This window comes from Microbispora sp. ZYX-F-249 (genome assembly GCF_039649665.1).
Lineage (GTDB): Bacteria > Actinomycetota > Actinomycetes > Streptosporangiales > Streptosporangiaceae > Microbispora > Microbispora maris.
This window is the reverse complement of the sequence record NZ_JBDJAW010000004.1, coordinates 1-15537: the sequence shown is the minus strand read 5'-3', so window position 1 is coordinate 15537 and position 15537 is coordinate 1. Positions and strand designations below refer to the sequence as shown.

Here is a 15537-nt window from a genome sequence, read left to right as displayed (position 1 = left end):
CAGTCCCGGCTCAGGGGCGCCGGTGCTCGCACCGGTCGCCCGCGAACCCCGCCGACGCCAGCGCCGCCCGCAGGTGCCCCGCGTCCACGTCCCCGCGTACGCGCAGCAGGCCCCGGGCGGCGTCGACCTCGAACGAGGTGACGCCGGTTACGTCTCGTACGTGCCTGCTCAGGAGGCGGACGCACCGGCGGCACAGCAGTGCCGGCACCCACACGGTCGTCTCCTCCGCCGCCCCCTGACGGCTCTGGTCTGCCATGCCGTCCAGCGTGCCGTCCCGGTCTGGCGGCCCGCTGTCCGTCCGCTGTCCGGGCCCGCGGGAGGCCGCAAGGAGCGGGCAAAGCCGGCGGCCAGCCCCCGGACAGCCCGGAGCGCGACGCTCCTGTCATGAACCTCATCCTCCCCGTCCTCCCCGAGCTGATCCATCTGAGGCACCACGAGCTGCTGCGGCAGGCCGAGCAGCACCGGCGGAACCGGGCCGTCCCCGCCCGCCTGATCACGACATCTCAGGAGCCCTCCAAATGACCATCACCCACGCACTTTCGCGAACCGACGTCGCCGCGCTGGCCCGCGACGTCGTGAAGATCTACGGGCGCGGCGACACCGCCGTCCGGGCCCTCGACGGCGCGACCCTGTCGATCCCCGCCGGGCGGTTCACCGCCGTAATGGGACCGTCCGGGTCCGGCAAGTCCACGCTGATGCACGCCCTGGCCGGCCTCGACACCGTGGACGACGGGCAGGTGCTCATCGGGGACACCGACCTCGGCCGGCTGAGCGAGCGGCAGCGCACGCTGCTGCGCCGCGAGCACGTGGGCTTCGTCTTCCAGAGCTTCAACCTGGTTCCGACGCTGACCGCGGCCGAGAACATCGTGCTGCCGCTGACCCTCGCCGGGCGGCGCGCGGACCAGGCGTGGATCGACGAGATCGTCGCGATGCTCGGGCTGGCCGACCGGCTGCGGCACCGGCCGGCCGAACTGTCCGGCGGGCAGCAGCAGCGGGTCGCCGTGGCCCGGGCGCTGGCCGCCCGCCCGCGGATCGTCTTCGCCGACGAGCCGACCGGCAACCTCGACTCCCGGGCGGGGGAGGCGGTGCTCGGCTTCCTCCGGCACGCCGCCCACGAGCTGGGCCAGACCATCGTCATGGTGACCCACGACGCGAACGCCGCGGCGTACGCCGACCAGGTCGCGTTCCTCGCCGACGGCCGGGTGGCCGGCGAGCTGTACAACCCCGAGGTCCCGGACATCCTGGCCCGCATGACGGGTCTCGGCGCGAAGGAGAAGTGACCGCGATGTGGCACCTGATCGTCCGCAACACCGTCGCCCGCCGGGGCAGGCTGGCGCTGACCCTGCTCGCCGTCCTGCTCGGCGTCACCTTCGTCACCGGCAGCCTGGTGCTCACCGACACCTCACAGCGGCTGCTCGACGACCAGTTCCGTACGGCCACCGCGGGGGTCGACCTGACCGTCCGCGACGCCGCCGCGTTCGACTCGGCCATGGGCGTCGAGGTCGAGCGCGACCCGCTGCCCGCCGAGGTCGTGGACCGCGTCCGCGCAGTGCCGGGGGTGGCCGCCGCCACTCCCGTCGTCCGGGGCCAGGGACTGATCGGCGTCGGTGGGAAGACCATCGTCCCCGCGGGCCCGTCGTTGCTGCTGTCGTGGGAGCCCGCCCCGGTCGGCGCGTTCACCCTGCGCGCCGGGCGCGCCCCGGCCGCCGAGGGCGAGGTCGTGGTCGACGCGGCGACCGCCCGGCGGCACCGCATCGGCCTCGGCTCCGAGGTGACCGTACGGGCCGAGCGCACGGAGCGGCTGCGCGTGGTGGGGCTGGCCGGGTTCGGGCCGGGCGAGGGACTGCCCGAGACCACGGTCGCCCTGGTCGCGCGGCCCGCGGCGCAACGTCTGCTCGCACTCGGCGGGAACGCCTCGGAGGTCGCCGTCGTCGCCGCGGACGGAGCGGATGTCCAGCGGCTGCGGTCGGCGGTGTCGGCCGCGATCGGCGCCGAGTACGAGGTCTCCTCCAGCCGGGACGTCGCGGCGGCCAGCGCGGCGGCGGCCAAGACGCAGATCTCCTACCTGCAGGTGATGCTGTTCGCCCTGGCCGCGGCGGCCCTGCTCGTCGGCGCGTTCCTCATCGCCAACACCTTCTCGATCGTCGTCACCCAGCGCACGCGTGAGCTGGCCGTCCTGCGCGCGGCCGGGGCCACCGGAGCCCAGGTCATGCGCTCGGTGCTCGGCGAGGCCCTGCTGGTGGGGCTGGCCGCCTCCGCGGCGGGCGCGGGTCTCGGCGTCGCCTGCGCGGCGGGGCTGCGCGACCTGGCCGGGGCCTTCGGGATGACCCTGCCCGACGGCGGGCTCGTCGTCACGTCCCGGACCCTGGTCGTCGCGTTCGTGGTCGGGGTCGGCGTCACGGTCCTGTCGGCGCTCGGGCCGGCCCGCCGCGCCGCCTCGGTGGCGCCGGTCGAGGCGATGCGGCGTTCGTCGGCCGACGACGTCCCCGGGCGGGCCGGCTGGGGCCGTACCGTCGTCGGAGCGGTTCTCACCGCGCTCGGCGTGGCCGGGCTGTCGATCGTCCTGGCCGGGCCGGGGTCGGTCGTCGTGCTCGGCGAGGCGGGGGTCTGCGCCGTCGTGGGGCTCGCCCTGCTCGGGCCCGCCGTCACTCCCGCTCTGATCCGGCTGCTCGGACGGCCGCTCGGTGCGGCCGGTGTCCCCGGACGGCTGGCGCGCGAGTCCGCCGCGCGGGCACCCCGGCGTACCTCCGCGACCGCCCTGGCCCTGGCCTTCGGCCTCGCGCTGATCAGCTTCACGACAGTGCTGGGAACCTCGATCAAGGACTCGACCGCGCGGTCGTACACCGAGGCGATCACCGCCGACTTCGTGGTGGAGAGCGCCCGCAACGAGATGCTGGGCGGTCTGCCCGCGCACGCCTACCACCACGTCAGCGAGCTGCCGCAGGTCGCCGTGGCCTCCCGCCTGCGCTACGGCCACTGGAAGGACGGTCGGTCGACCGAGGCCCTCACCGCGGTCGACCCGGTCACGCTGCCCCGCGTCACCTCGCTCCACATGGTCGCCGGCCGCCTGGACGCCGTCGCGAACGGCGGGATCGTCCTGGCCGCGAACGTCGCCAAGGAGCGGAACCTCAAGATCGGCGACACCCTGGCGATGACGTTCTCCCGCACCGGCGTCCGGCGTCTCCCGGTGGTCGGCCTGCTGCGTGACCGCGACGCCCAGGCGCTGTCGACCGGCTACGTCATCTCGCTGGACACCTTCGAGCGGAACTACCGCGAGCACGTCGACGCGAGCGTCTTCGTCAAGGTGGCCGGTGGCGTGAGGAGCGCGGAGGCCAAGAGGGCCATCGAACGGGCCCTCGCCGACACCCCGACCGCGCAGGTGCGCGACCAGGCCGCGGCGGTCGCCGGGCGGAACGCCATGATCGACCAGGTCCTCGGGCTGGTGACCGCGCTGCTGATGCTCACCGTCCTCATCGCGCTGATGGGCATCACCAACACCCTCGCCCTCTCGATCATCGAGCGGACCCGGGAGCTCGGGCTGCTGCGGGCGGTCGGGATGACCGGCGCCCAGATGCGCTGGATGATCCGCGGTGAGGCGGTTCTCGTGGCGGCCCTGGCGATCGTCGCGGGGGTCGGCCTGGGCGTCGCCTTCGCCGCGGGCACGGTCACGGCGCTGGGCCGCACCACCGAGGCCACGCTCACGCTGCCGGTCGGTCCGCTCCTGCTCGTCGTCGCGGTGGCCGCCGTCGCCGGTCTGCTGGCCGGGCTGCTGCCCGCCCGCCGCGCGGCCAGGCTCGACGTGCTCACCGCCATCGCCACGTCCTGACCCTTCGGCGGGAAAAGAGAGGCGAAGTGAGGGGTATGAGGCGGATGCGCCGCTTGTGTCCCTAAGCGGACGTGCCGGAGGCGAATGACACGAGACAAGGCAGGTGTGGATCGGATGGGCGACAAAAGGGCAGGGAACTCGCGCGTGGTGGCGGTGACCGCCCGGCGTCTGGCCGTCGCCGCGATCCTCGTCGTGGTGCCGGCGGTCGTGCCGGCACCGCACGTGCTGGCGGCGCCGGCCCCCGCGGTCGCCCACGGCCCGCACGGCCAGGGCGGCCAGGGCGGCAAGGGCGGTCAGGGCGGCAAGGGCAAGAACGGCAGCAAGGGAAAGAAGGGGAAGAACGGCAAGAAGGGCAAGGGGAACAAGGGGAACAAGGGCCACGGTGACGGCGCCCGCCTCGGTGCCCGTCTGGCCGGTTTCGGCGGCGGGTTCGGCGGCGGGTTCGGAGACGGCGACGACGGTGGCGGCACACAGCGCACAACCGGAGTCAACACCGCCAACGCGCCGACGATCAGCAGCCCGCCCTACCAGTTGTCCACCGGCAAGCGGAACGTGAACGCCCCCGCGGGCAACAGCGCCGTCGACTTCGCCGGCACCCAGCAGGTGTCGAGCGTCAGCGTCTTCACCGACTCCCTCAGCGGCAACTGCCAGAACGGGATCGACAACTGCTCGATCAACCAGACCCTGCGGGCCGAAGAGAGCAGAAGCGGCATCGGACGATGAAGCCGGGCGACATTGAAAAGGGCGTCCTCCCACCGGGAGGACGCCCTTCTCAGTGCCGGTACTCAGTGCCGGTACTCAGTGCCGGTACTCGGTGCCGGTACTCGGTGCCGGATCGGGATCAGAGCTCGCCGCTCTCGATCGCCTGCTTGAGGGCCGCCTGCAGCTGCTGGTGCGACGCGGTGCCGTTCGCGGCGACGAAGTCGATCAGCGCGGTGTCCGCCTCGAAGGTGAGGTTCTCGGTGACCCTGGTCTTCCCGTTGGACATCGGCGTGAAGGTGATCTTCTGGTGCGTCACCACGTTGGGCTCCGACCAGCTGTCGGTCTCGTAGTAGAACCCGTCCGCGTGCAGACGCTGCTGTGCGTGCGTCTTGCTGACCACGATCATGCCCTCGTACGGGATCTCCTCGATCGCGGTGAGGTTGCGATAGAGCGCCGGGGGCTCGGTCCACTGCTTGTGGGTGATGACCCGCTTCAGGAACGGGTTCCTGCCCATGTGGTTGTTGAAGTCCGAGTACTTGTAGAAGGTGCCCGGCATCGGTGCGTCGATGTCGACGGAGATGCTGTTCGTGACCCGGCTGCGGCCCGAATCGGGCGCGGGCGGCGTGGTGTCGGAGAACTTGTAGGTGTCCCAGGCGGTCTGCCACTCCTGGGCGATCTCGGCGTCGCTCTCGGTCGTGCCGGTGGTCGTGCCGGTGGTCGTGTCGGCGTTCGCGGGAGCGGACAGGGTGGCGAGGAGGAAGGCCGCGGCGAACATCGGGGCCGCGGCGACTCGCAGGATCTTTCTCACATGTACCTCGAAAAGAGGAGAAATGGTACGAGTGATCTTCTACCGCAATCGCAACGTGTTGCAGAAGGGCTCATACCGAATAGGTCACGCGCGGAGGGCCTCGGATTGTCGGCCGGTCCTGGCATCGTGGAGCCCATGAGCAAAGCGAACTTGCGGGTGAAGGGCTTCGACCATCTGGTGCTGACCGTGGAGGACGTCGAGCGCTCGCTGGCGTTCTACTGCGGCGTCCTCGGCCTGGAGCCGGTGCGCGTCGACGAGTGGCGGGCCGGCAAGGTGCCGTTCCCCTCGGTGCGGGTGTCGCCGGACACGATCATCGATCTGCTGCGCGGCTCCCGCGGGGAGTCGAACGTCGACCATTTCTGCATGGTCGTCGACCCGCTGGACTGGCAGGAGGTCATCGACTCCGGCGTCCTCACCGTCGTCGACGGACCCGGCCCCCGATTCGGGGCCCGCGGGGTCGCCACCTCCGTCTACGTCAAGGACCCCGACGGCAACGTCATCGAGCTGCGCTGGTATCCCCAGGACCAGGCGTAACGGCGCCGCCCCCGGCCGGAACCGAGGCGAGTGCGGGCCGGCTCATGACCACCGTTTTCCCCGCGGACGGGCACGAACAGCGGGGACGGACGGGAGAGAGGCGGGGCCGATGGCCGGGGGAGACATGCGGGCCGACCTGGTGCTGGAGGGCGGCGGCGTCAAGGGCGTGGGCCTGGCCGGCGCGCTGGACGAACTGCACGCGGCCGGGTACCGGTTCGGGCGGGCCGCCGGCACCCGTGTCGCGGGAACGTCCGCGGGGGCGGTGGTGGGAGCACTGGCAGCGGCCAGGATGCCGCCGCAGCGCATGCGCGAGCTGCTGTTCGACGTCGACTACCGCAGGTTCAGGGACGGGTCCGCCGCGGAGCGGGTCCCGCTGGTCGGCAGGGGGTTCTCGCTGCTGTCCCTGCTGTTCGAACGGGGCGTGTTCGAGGGCGACTACCTGCGGGAGTGGCTGGGCGACGAGCTGGCCGGCCTCGGCGTCGAGACGTTCGACGACCTGGCGCTCGACGACCCGGCGCCCTGGATGGGCGAAGACCAGCGCTACAGCCTGGTGGTGACGGTCACGGACGTCACCCTGGGCCGGCTGGTGCGCCTGCCGTGGGACTACCGGAGCGTCTACGGCGTGGCGGAGCCGGGCAGGCAGCGGGTGGCCGACGCGGTCCGCGCCTCGATGTCGATCCCCTTCTTCTTCGAGCCCGTCACGATCACCAATCCGGAGACCGGCCTGGTGTCGACGCTCGTGGACGGCGGCGTGCTGTCCAACTTCCCCATCGACACACTTGACCGGCCCGACGGGGAGCAGCCGCGCTGGCCCACGTTCGGGGTGAAGCTGCTCCCCGCGGTCCGGGAGGACACGCTCAGGCTGCCGTTCGTCGGGACTCCCCATCTGCCCGCCCTGCGGCTGTTGACGTCCCTGGTCGGGACCGCGATCGTCGGCCACGACCAGACGTATCTGAACCAGCCCTGGGTGAGCGCCAGGACCATCCAGGTCGACACCGCGAGCGTGGGGGTGGTCGACTTCGACCTCGACGAGCGGGGGAAGGCGCATCTCTACCGCAACGGCCGGACGGCCGCGGCGGCCTTCCTGTCCACCTGGGACTGGGACGACTACCGCGCCCGTTACCGCCCGAAAAGCAGTGGCAGGGTGGCGATGGCCGGGAGTTCACTTGCCTCATGATCGTTATTTCGGCCGCCTCCGGCGCGCTCGGCCGCCTCGTCATCGAGCATCTACGCACCCGTACGGAGGTGGTGGCCGCGGTGCGCGACCCCGGCCGCGCGCCCGAGGGCGTGCCGGCGCGCCGCGGTGACTACGACGAGCCGGCGAGTCTGCGCGAGGCGTTCGACGGAGCCGCCCGTCTGCTCCTGATCTCCTCTCCGGAGCTCGACACCGCCCGCAGGATCGGGCAGCACCTGAACGCGGTGACCGCGGCCAAGGAGGCCGGTGTCGGCGCGGTCGTCTTCACCAGCTTCCTGGGGGCCGGCGTCGCCGCCACCGGCATGACGGAGGCATACCACGCCACCGAGCAGGCCATACTCCGCAGCGGCCTGCCGTACACGTTCCTGCGCCATCCCTTCTACAGCGACGCGTTCGTCCCGCGGGTCGTCGATGGTGAGATCACCAGCAGCACCGGCGGGCGCGGCCTGAACACGGTGTTCCGGTCGGATCTCGCGGAGGCGGCGGCCAACGTGCTGACCGGTGAGGGACACCTGGGCCGGGCCTACGACTTCACCGGGCCCCTGTGGAGCTATCCCGAGGTGGCCGAGGCGCTCGGCGTCCCCTATCGCGAGGTGCCCGACGCCGGGCCGGGCCCGATGAGCTGGATCAACGCCCAGATCCGCGCGGGGATGCTGGAGCGGCGGACCGACGACCTGGAACGGGTGCTCGGCCGGTCCGCCGAGACGGTCGTCTCACGTGCTCTGGGGTCTTTGTTCGGGTAGGTACCGGAATGTGAGGAAAGACCGGGCCGTCAGGCTGGGATTCGTCGGCGCGGGCTATGTGGCCGGCCGGCACGCCGGGTCGCTCGCCCGGCTGCCGGACGTGCGGATCGGCGCGGTCGCCGACCCCCGAGCCGACCGCGCGCTGCGGTTCGCCGAGGCCACCGGCGCCCGGCCCTACGGGTCGTACGGCGAGATGCTCGACCGGGAGAGCCTCGACGCGGTCTACATCTGCGTCCCTCCCGGCGCGCACGGCGAGCCCGAGCGGGCCGTGCTGGCGCGACGGCTGCCGTTCTTCGTCGAGAAGCCCGTGGCCTGCGACCTGCGGACCGCCGAGGAGATCGCGGAGGCGGTCCGGGCGGCGGGCGTCGTCACGGCGACCGGCTACCACTGGCGCTATCTCGACACGGTGGAGCGGGCGGCCGGGCTCCTCGCCGACACCCCGCCGCTGCTGGTGCTCGGCTTCTGGCTGGACCGTACGCCGGGAACCGGCTGGTGGGCGCGGCAGGACCAGTCGGGCGGGCAGCTGGTCGAGCAGGGCACCCATCTGTTCGACCTGGCCCGGCTCCTGGCGGGAGAGGTGGAGGTGGCGCACGCGACGGGCGCCCACCGGCCCGGCGCGGAGCCCGGTGAGATCCACCGGGCGGTCACCTCGACGCTGCGGTTCGCGTCCGGGGCCACCGGCGCGATCGCCGCGACGTCCGTGCTCGCCGCGGGCTACCGCATCGGGATCGAGTTCTTCTGCCAGGGCCGCACGGTGTGTTGTCCGAGCGGGAGCTGACCGTGGACGAGGGCAGGCGGCGCTGGTCGGTCGGGGCCGAGCGCGACCCGTTCGAACGTGAGGACGCCGACTTCGTCGAGGCGGTACGCGGGGGTCCGTGCCGCATCCGGGCGCCGTACGACGAGGCGCTGAAGACCCACAGGCTCGCCTGCGCCGCCGCGGGGAAGGCCGGCCATGGATGAGGTTCGCTCCCTCGGCGTCCGGGCGGCCGGCGAGCCGTGCGTCTTCACCGAGCCCGCGCCCCCGGGAGAGCCCCACGAGGGCGAGTTCGACGTGGAGACCCTGTTCAGCGGCCTGTCGGCGGGCACGGAACTGGCCGCGGTCAAAGGGACGAGCCCCTTCCTGCACCGCCGCTTCGACCGGGAGACGCGGCTGTTCGAGGAGGGCGCCCCGACCGCGCGCTACCCGATCCGAGCCCTGGGCTACATGGAGGTGGGCCGGGTGAGGCGCAGCCGCTGCGCCGCCGTCCCGGCGGGGGCGCTGGTGGCCATGGCGTACGGGCACCGCAGCGCGCATCGCGCGCACCCGGCGCGTGACCACGTCGTGCCGCTGCCGGACGACCTCGACCCGATGGTCGGCGTCTACGCGGCGCAGATGGGGCCGATCTGCGTCAACGGGCTGCTCCACGCGTCCGGGGCGGGGGAACCGGCGGCCGGGGTCGCGGGCCGCCGGATCCTGGTGACGGGAGCCGGTGTGGTGGGGCTGCTGACCGCGCTGTTCGCGCTGCACCACGGCGCGGCCGACGTGGCGGTCGCCGACCCCGACCCCCGGCGGCTCGCCGTCGCCGCGGCGCTGGGCTGCGCCGTGGTGGACGAAGGTGAGCACGATGCCGCGCGGTGGTGCAAGACGCGGTGGCGCCGCCCCGAGCCCGGCGCCGACCTCGTGTTCCAGTGCCGGGGACGGGCGGCGGCCCTGCGTACGGCGCTGCGTGCGCTCCGGCCGCAGGGGACCGTGGTCGACCTGGCGTTCTACCAGGACGGCGCGGCCGAGGTGCGGCTGGGCGAGGAGTTCCACCACAACGGCCTGACCCTGCGGTGCGCGCAGATCTCCCGTGTGCCGCCCGGATGCCCGTGGACCCGCGCCGACCTGTCCGCCGCGGCCCTCGGTCTCCTGCGGGCCCATTCCGTCGCCATCCGCCGGCATCTCGTGACCGACGTTCTTCCACTGGAGGACGCACCCGGCTTCCTGCGCGACCTCGCGGCCCGCCGCCGGCACGTCATCCAGGCGGTGTTCACGTTCTGATGCGCGTGCTGCTGGTGACGGGGCATTACACGCCGGGACCGGGCGGCGCGGAGACGGTGGTGGCGCTCACCGAGCGGCTGCTGCGCGACGCGGGCCACGAGGTGGTGCCGTTCGCGACGGCCGAGCCCGGGACGCTTGCGACTCCCTGGGCGGCCTGGTTCCCGCCGCCCGCCGGAGCGGCGGCGCGTACGGAGCCGGGGCGGCGGCTCGCGGGCGCCTACAGCCGGCCCGCCCGCCGGGCGCTGGAGTCCCTGCTGGCGGTGGCACGGCCGGACGTGGCGCACGTCCACCACGTGCACGAGTTCCTGACGCTGTCGGTGCTGTCCGCGCTGCGCCGCCACCGCGTGCCGGTCGTGATGACGTTGCACGACTACAAGGCCGTCTGCCCGAACTACCGGCTGTTCACCGGGGGCCGTCCCTGTGAGCGGTGCCTGCGCGGCGGCAGGCTGACCAACGCCCTGCGGCACGGCTGCCTGGCGGGCGAGGGCTCGGCCTGGCGGGCCGCCGCGGCGGGCGTCGAGGCCGGGCTGGGCCGGTTGTGCGGCTGGTGGCGGCCGGTGCGGCTGTTCCTGGCGCCGAGCGCGTTCCTCCGCGACCGGATGGCCGAGGGGGGACTGCCCGAGGACCGCCTGGTCGTGCTGCCGAACCCGGTGCTGCCGCTCGGGCGCCCGGCGGCCGCGCCCACCCGGCCCGCGCGCTTCCTCTACTGCGGCCGGCTCGTCCCCGAGAAGGGGCTGGACGTCCTGCTGACCGCCGCCCGCGGCCTGCCGCCGGGCGTGACCGTGGACGTCTACGGCTCGGGCCGGGCCGAGGGAGCGCTGCGCCGCCGGGTGGCCGGCGAGGCGCTGCCCGTACGGCTGCGCGGGTTCGCCGGGCCGGGTGCCCTGGCGGCGGCGTACGACGGTGCCACCGCCGCTCTCCTGCCCGCGCTCTGGTACGAGAACTGCCCGATGAGCGTGCTGGAGGCGGCCGTCGCCGGGGTGCCCGTGGTGGCCTCGCGGATCGGCGGGCTGCCGGAGCTGGTGGACGACGGGCGTACCGGCCTGCTCGTGCCTCCGGGCGACGCGGACGCGCTGGCCGCGGCGATGCTCCGCCTCGCGGCCGATCCCGTACGCGCCCGCGAGCTCGGAGCCGCCGCCCGGCGCGAGGTCGCCCGGAGGCACGACCCGGCCCGTCACCTGGCCGCGCTGCTCGGACTCTACGCCGAGGCCGTCAGCGGCACACCTCGCGGAACAGCCCGACCAGCCGGTCGGCGTGGGCGTCGAAGGTGAACGAGGACCGGTGCGCGGCCACCGCGTCCCGGGCGCGACGGAGCGCGGCGGCATCCCGCAGCCGGTCGGCGAGGCCGTCGAGATCGTCGTAGAGCAGCCCGGCGCCGGTCTCCTCGATCAGCCGGTCGGCGGCCACCCGGCAGCCGGGGCTGCGCTGCTGCAGGAGCGGCACGCCGGCGGCCATCAGGGGCGGGATGCGGGCCGGGAGGTTCAGGTCGTCCCAGGTGGCCACGCGCAGGTCACCGCCGTTGGCGCTGCGGACGCGGTGCAGCCAGCCGGCGTCGTAGCGCGACAGGACGCGCACCCAGTCACGCTGGTCCACATGAGGGTGGACGTGGACCCGGCCGGGGGCGGCCTCGACGGCCCGCGGCAGCCACGACGCCCAGGCGCCCTTCACGCCGGGCGCGGTCACCAGGCCGTGCAGATGGACGTGGACCCCGCGCCGGGCGAGCGCGGCGACGGACTCGGCGTCGAGCCCGAGCGGGCGGCCGAGCACGACCGTGTGCACCTCGCCGTCGCCGCCCGGCCCGGCGGGCACGCCCTCGAACCAGTCGGCCTTGGGCAGGTCGCCGTCCATGACGTACGCGCGCCCGGGATCGACGGCGCCGGGGAGTGCCGCGAGGAACCACTCCCGCTCCTCCGGCGAGCAGTAGAGCTGGGCGGCCGACCGGGTGGCCAGCTCGGCGAGCAGCGGCCACTCCCCGCGGCGGATGCTGTGCTGGGGCGCCTCCTTGAAGTGCCACACGAACGGGATCCCGGGCAGCGCGCGCAGGACCTCGTGGCAGAAGGGCACCGCCCGCCAGTTGAGCAGCGCGTAGACCACATCCGGCCGGACCCGGCGGGCCGCCCGCCGCCAGTCGTCCCGCGGCAGGTCGGTGACGTGCCCGAACGGCACGGGCCCACGGTGTTGCAGCCGAGGCCGTCCCGCGTCCACAGGCCGTACAAGCGGTGTCCGCGCTCGGCCAGGGCGAGCACCCGCTCGGGGTTGTAGGCCAGCTCCCCGACGAGCAGGATCGTCAGGCCGTCGGCCGCGGGTGGCATGCTCCGGCGCCGGAACCGGTCGTACAACGCGACCTCGTCGACCTCGCCGCTGTCGGTCGAGTGGAAGCGCAGCGGGGCCGCCACCTCGTAGCGCGACCGGAAGACGTTGAGCCCGCCGTCGTACGCCTCCCGGATGGCCTTGTGCCGCTGGCCGGGGTGGTCGGTCCAGGTGCAGGTGACGCGGCCGGTGACGCGCAGGCCGCCCCGGGCGCGCAGCCGCGCCCAGTAGAGCCGGTCGAGGTCGTCGCTCTCCAGTTCGGCGCGTTCGGTCCACCGGTCGGGTACGGCCCGGTGGGCCACCTGCACCAGCTGGAGGTGGTGGCCGTCCCGCCGGCCACGGGCCCCCGAGACGGCCATGAGGACGGCGGGGTCGGCCAGCACGCCGAGCAGCGCCGCCAGGTGGCCGGGGTCGTACAGGTCGTCGGACGGCAGATAGGCGATCACCGGCGCGGCGGCCAGGGCGAGCCCGCTGTTGAGCGCCGCGCCCAGCCCCCGGTTGCGCGCCAGCCGCAGGTAACGCACCCGGGGGTCGTGGAGAAGCCGCCCGGCGGCCTCCCGGGTGTCGTCCGGCGACCCGTCGTCGACGATCACCAGTTCCCAGTCGCGCGTCGTCTGTGCCAGCAGGCTGCCGGCGGCGCGCGGGAGGAACGCCGCCTGGCGGTACGTCGGCATGATCACGGAGATGGCGGGCCTGCTCACGGCGCACCGCCTATCCGGAGCAGGATCCGCGCCACGGTCTCCGCCATGGCGGCGGCGTCGAAGCGGCGCACCGCCACCGCGCGGGCTCTGGTCCCCAGCCGCCGCCGTGCCTCCCCGTCGGCCAGGAGCGCCTCCAACGCCCTGGTCAGCGCCGGCACGTCCCCCGGCGGCACGACGAGGGCGCCGTCCCCCACGGCCGCCGCGACGTCGCCGACGTCCGTCGCGACGCAGGGCAGGCCGTGCGCCATGGCCTCCAGCAGGGCCAACGGCAGACCCTCCCGGCGGGACGGCAGGCAGAAGACGTCCAGGCACGACAGCATGGCGGGCACGTCCCGGACGAATCCCGCGAACCGGATCGGCAGCCCCGCCGCGGCGCGGACGAGCGCGGCGTGGTCGCGTCCCTCGCCCGCGATCTCCACGGTGAGCCGATGCCCCCCGCGGACCAGTTCGGCCACCGCCGGGATCAGAAGGTCGAACCCCTTCTGACCGGTCAGCCGGCCCACCGCGCCGACGCGGAGCGGCCCGCCGTCTCGCGCGGGTCGAACCACCCGTTCGGGCACGTCGACGCCGCTGCGCACGTGGACCACCCGGTCGGCCGGCAGGCCCAGGTCGTCGCGCAGGAGCCCGGTGATCTCCTCGGACACCGTCACGACGGCGGCCGCCTTCGCGTACAGCTCCCGCAGTCCGTCCGCCTCGCCGGGCATGTGCAGGACCGCCACGGTCGGCGCCGCCGCGCACGCGGCGCCGAGGGCGGCGCGGTTGCCGGCCGGGTCCACGAGGTTGACGCACCACACGTCCGCGCCGATCCCGCGCAGCAGCGGCGGCAGTTCGGACGCCTGCGTCCGGCCGCGCGCGAGCGGCATCCGCGTCAGGGACGCGCATCTGTCCGCCAGGTCGAGGAACCGCGGCGCCACCGGCTCGGCCACGACCAGATGACGCTCGATCGACGGTGGAAGACGGCGCAGCAGCTGCCGTACGTAGACTTCCGCGCCGCCGTAGGCGTCGCTGTCCACCAGGAGTCCCACCCGTACGCCCCCCATGAGCAGGGCATGCCCAGAAGAGCATCCGATCATTCTAACTGCCTTGACAATTTTATTTGTCGGTAACTATGGTGGAGCCATCCGATCGAGGAAACCCGCGAAGGAGAGCGCGATGCGCATCGTGGTCATCGAGTTCATGAGCCTGGACGGCGTCGTGCAGGCGCCGGGCGGTCCGGAAGAGGACACCGACGGCGGCTTCGCCCACGGCGGGTGGGTGGGCCCGTTCTTCGACGCCGAAACCGTCGGCGCCGCGTTCGACGACACGGTGGAGAAGGCGGAAGGACTGCTCTACGGCCGCCGCACCTGGCAGAACATGGCGGCGGCGTGGCCGGAGCGCGCCGGCGACCCGTTCGCCGACCGGATGAACGCGCTGCCGAAGTATGTGGTGTCGGACACGCTGGGCGACGAGCTGGCCTGGAACACCACGCGGATCCCCGGGGAGGGGGCCGTCGCCCGCGTCCGGGAGCTGCGCGAGTCCGGCGAGGGCGACCTGGTCGTGATGGGGAGCCCGAGCCTCGTACGCACCCTCCTGCACGAGGGCCTGGCCGACGAGCTCCGGCTGATCGTCATGCCGGTCATCCTCGGCGGCGGGAAGTCGATCTTCCCCGGCGACGGCCTGCGGCGCAGGCTCGAACTGGTCTCCGCGACCACCGGCGGCACCGGCGTCCAGGTGTGCACGTACCGGCCGGTCGCGGAGGGATGAACGCGGGGCTCCTCGGTCAGGGCTTGACCGCGATGCCGCCGTACGCCCAGGCGTGCCCCCCGCCCGGGATGTGCTCCTGACGCTCGGCCGCGTCCGGGCGCCACCGCACCACCTCGACGATGCCGGGGTCGACCGGCTGCCAGCCCTCGAAGAACTTCGACACCTCGGCGTGGCTGCGCGGCACCATGGGCGCGGTGCTCTTGTCGTACGGCTTGGTCAGCTCATCGCCCACCTGGGGAGCGAAATCGAGCGTGATGTGCGACAGCAGCAGATGGCTGCCCGAGGGCACGGCGGCCTTGAACCGCTCGACCAGGCCGTACGGATCCTCCTGGTCGGTGATGAAGTGCATGACCCCCGCCAGGATGACGGCCACCGGACGGGTGAAGTCGATCACGGCCAGCACCTCGGGATGGGTGAGGATCTTCTCCGGCTCCCGGATGTCGGCCTCGATCACGGTGGTCACCCCGGTGCCGGTCAGCAGGGCGCGACCGTGCACCAGGACGATGGGGTCGTTGTCCACGTACGCCACCCGGGCCTCGGGGTTGGCCTGCTGCGCGATCTCGTGGGTGTTGCCCTGCGTGGGGATGCCGGTGCCGAGGTCGAGGAACTGCGTCATCCCCGCTTCGACGGCGAGATGACGCACCGCCCGGCGGAGGAAGGCGCGATGGGCGCGGACGCCCTCGCGCGTGCCCGGCGAGACCTTGACGAGTTGCTCGGCCGCCTCGCGGTCGGCCGCGTAGTTGTCCTTGCCGCCGAGCAGGTAGTCGTAGATGCGCGCGGGGTGCGGGACCTTGGTGTTGATCCGCTTCAGGACCTGCTCGGGATGCTCGGGACCCGTCACGTCGGGCATCTGTGCTCCTGTTCTCACTGCCGGCTAAGCGTGATCAGACCCGGCACTCCCGGAAAACCGGGGAGTACCGGGTTCAGTGATCAGACTACGGGTGCAGGGCCCGCA

Annotated in this window: 17 protein-coding genes and 1 pseudogene; 12 read left to right on the top strand and 6 right to left on the bottom strand. The window is 73.5% G+C overall.

Translation table 11 applies throughout. From position 1 onward, the window contains the following. Positions 1-10: 10 nt before the first annotated feature. Positions 11-256, bottom strand: coding sequence for a heavy-metal-associated domain-containing protein (locus tag AAH991_RS06390; protein ID WP_346224804.1), 246 nt, complete (start codon positions 254-256; stop codon positions 11-13). Between the two features lie 128 nt (positions 257-384). On the opposite strand from AAH991_RS06390, the gene AAH991_RS06385 reads away from it, so the two are divergent. From AAH991_RS06385 to AAH991_RS06370, 4 genes are all read left to right on the top strand, one after another. Then, positions 385-522 (top strand): hypothetical protein, encoded by a 138-nt coding sequence (locus tag AAH991_RS06385; protein WP_346224803.1) that lies wholly within the window; start codon positions 385-387, stop codon positions 520-522. Next, on the top strand, positions 519-1280 hold the full coding sequence (locus tag AAH991_RS06380) for an ABC transporter ATP-binding protein (protein ID WP_346224802.1): 762 nt from the start codon (positions 519-521) through the stop codon (positions 1278-1280). Before AAH991_RS06385 ends, AAH991_RS06380 begins: the two co-directional genes overlap by 4 nt. A gap of 5 nt (positions 1281-1285) precedes the next feature. Further along, positions 1286-3826, top strand: a complete 2541-nt coding sequence (locus AAH991_RS06375; RefSeq protein WP_346225146.1) for an FtsX-like permease family protein — start codon at positions 1286-1288, stop codon at positions 3824-3826. A 144-nt stretch (positions 3827-3970) separates the two neighbouring features. After that, on the top strand, positions 3971-4549 hold the full coding sequence (locus AAH991_RS06370) for a hypothetical protein (protein WP_346224801.1): 579 nt from the start codon (positions 3971-3973) through the stop codon (positions 4547-4549). A 118-nt stretch (positions 4550-4667) separates the two neighbouring features. On the opposite strand, the gene AAH991_RS06365 is transcribed toward AAH991_RS06370, so the two are convergent. Then, positions 4668-5336, bottom strand: a complete 669-nt coding sequence (locus AAH991_RS06365; protein WP_346224800.1) for a hypothetical protein — start codon at positions 5334-5336, stop codon at positions 4668-4670. A 135-nt stretch (positions 5337-5471) separates the two neighbouring features. On the opposite strand from AAH991_RS06365, the gene AAH991_RS06360 reads away from it, so the two are divergent. The 7 genes from AAH991_RS06360 (at position 5472) to AAH991_RS06330 (ending at position 11099) form a co-directional block, all read left to right on the top strand. After that, positions 5472-5870 carry a VOC family protein gene (locus AAH991_RS06360; RefSeq protein WP_346224799.1) on the top strand — a complete coding sequence of 133 codons (399 nt, stop codon included), beginning with the start codon at positions 5472-5474 and terminating at the stop codon, positions 5868-5870. Positions 5871-5979: 109 nt separating this feature from the next. Next, entirely contained in the window at positions 5980-7047 is a 1068-nt protein-coding gene (locus AAH991_RS06355; RefSeq protein WP_346224798.1) for a patatin-like phospholipase family protein, read from the top strand. After that, positions 7044-7808, top strand: a complete 765-nt coding sequence (locus tag AAH991_RS06350; RefSeq protein ID WP_346224797.1) for an NAD(P)H-binding protein — start codon at positions 7044-7046, stop codon at positions 7806-7808. The genes AAH991_RS06355 and AAH991_RS06350 overlap by 4 nt, the downstream gene beginning before the upstream one ends. A gap of 10 nt (positions 7809-7818) precedes the next feature. Beyond that, a complete protein-coding gene (locus tag AAH991_RS06345) occupies positions 7819-8586 on the top strand; it encodes a Gfo/Idh/MocA family protein (protein WP_346224796.1) in 768 nt (255 codons plus the stop codon). Continuing rightward, complete coding sequence (locus tag AAH991_RS06340) at positions 8568-8768, top strand: hypothetical protein (RefSeq protein WP_346224795.1); 201 nt, start codon at positions 8568-8570, stop codon at positions 8766-8768. The genes AAH991_RS06345 and AAH991_RS06340 overlap by 19 nt, the downstream gene beginning before the upstream one ends. Further along, on the top strand, positions 8761-9828 hold the full coding sequence (locus AAH991_RS06335) for a zinc-dependent alcohol dehydrogenase (RefSeq protein WP_346224794.1): 1068 nt from the start codon (positions 8761-8763) through the stop codon (positions 9826-9828). The genes AAH991_RS06340 and AAH991_RS06335 overlap by 8 nt, the downstream gene beginning before the upstream one ends. Next, the gene (locus tag AAH991_RS06330) at positions 9828-11099 is read left to right on the top strand and encodes a glycosyltransferase (protein ID WP_346224793.1); all 1272 of its coding nucleotides are present in this window, start codon (positions 9828-9830) and stop codon (positions 11097-11099) included. The genes AAH991_RS06335 and AAH991_RS06330 overlap by 1 nt, the downstream gene beginning before the upstream one ends. On the opposite strand, the gene AAH991_RS06325 is transcribed toward AAH991_RS06330, so the two are convergent. From AAH991_RS06325 to AAH991_RS06320, 3 genes and pseudogenes are all read right to left on the bottom strand, one after another. After that, a complete protein-coding gene (locus AAH991_RS06325; protein WP_346224792.1) occupies positions 11041-11994 on the bottom strand; it encodes a glycosyltransferase family protein in 954 nt (317 codons plus the stop codon). The genes AAH991_RS06330 and AAH991_RS06325 overlap by 59 nt on opposite strands. A 503-nt stretch (positions 11995-12497) precedes the next feature. Next, positions 12498-12812, bottom strand: a pseudogene (locus AAH991_RS40450) (glycosyltransferase family 2 protein); the annotation flags it as partial. Between the two features lie 23 nt (positions 12813-12835). Beyond that, positions 12836-13864: a glycosyltransferase family 4 protein gene (locus AAH991_RS06320; RefSeq protein ID WP_346224791.1), complete on the bottom strand. Its 1029-nt coding sequence runs from the start codon at positions 13862-13864 to the stop codon at positions 12836-12838. Between the two features lie 127 nt (positions 13865-13991). On the opposite strand from AAH991_RS06320, the gene AAH991_RS06315 reads away from it, so the two are divergent. Beyond that, on the top strand, positions 13992-14582 hold the full coding sequence (locus tag AAH991_RS06315; RefSeq protein WP_346224790.1) for a dihydrofolate reductase family protein: 591 nt from the start codon (positions 13992-13994) through the stop codon (positions 14580-14582). A gap of 16 nt (positions 14583-14598) precedes the next feature. Here the strand turns inward: AAH991_RS06315 and AAH991_RS06310 are convergent, their stop codons facing one another. Next, positions 14599-15432 (bottom strand): SAM-dependent methyltransferase, encoded by an 834-nt coding sequence (locus tag AAH991_RS06310; protein ID WP_346224789.1) that lies wholly within the window; start codon positions 15430-15432, stop codon positions 14599-14601. Positions 15433-15537: the final 105 nt, after the last annotated feature.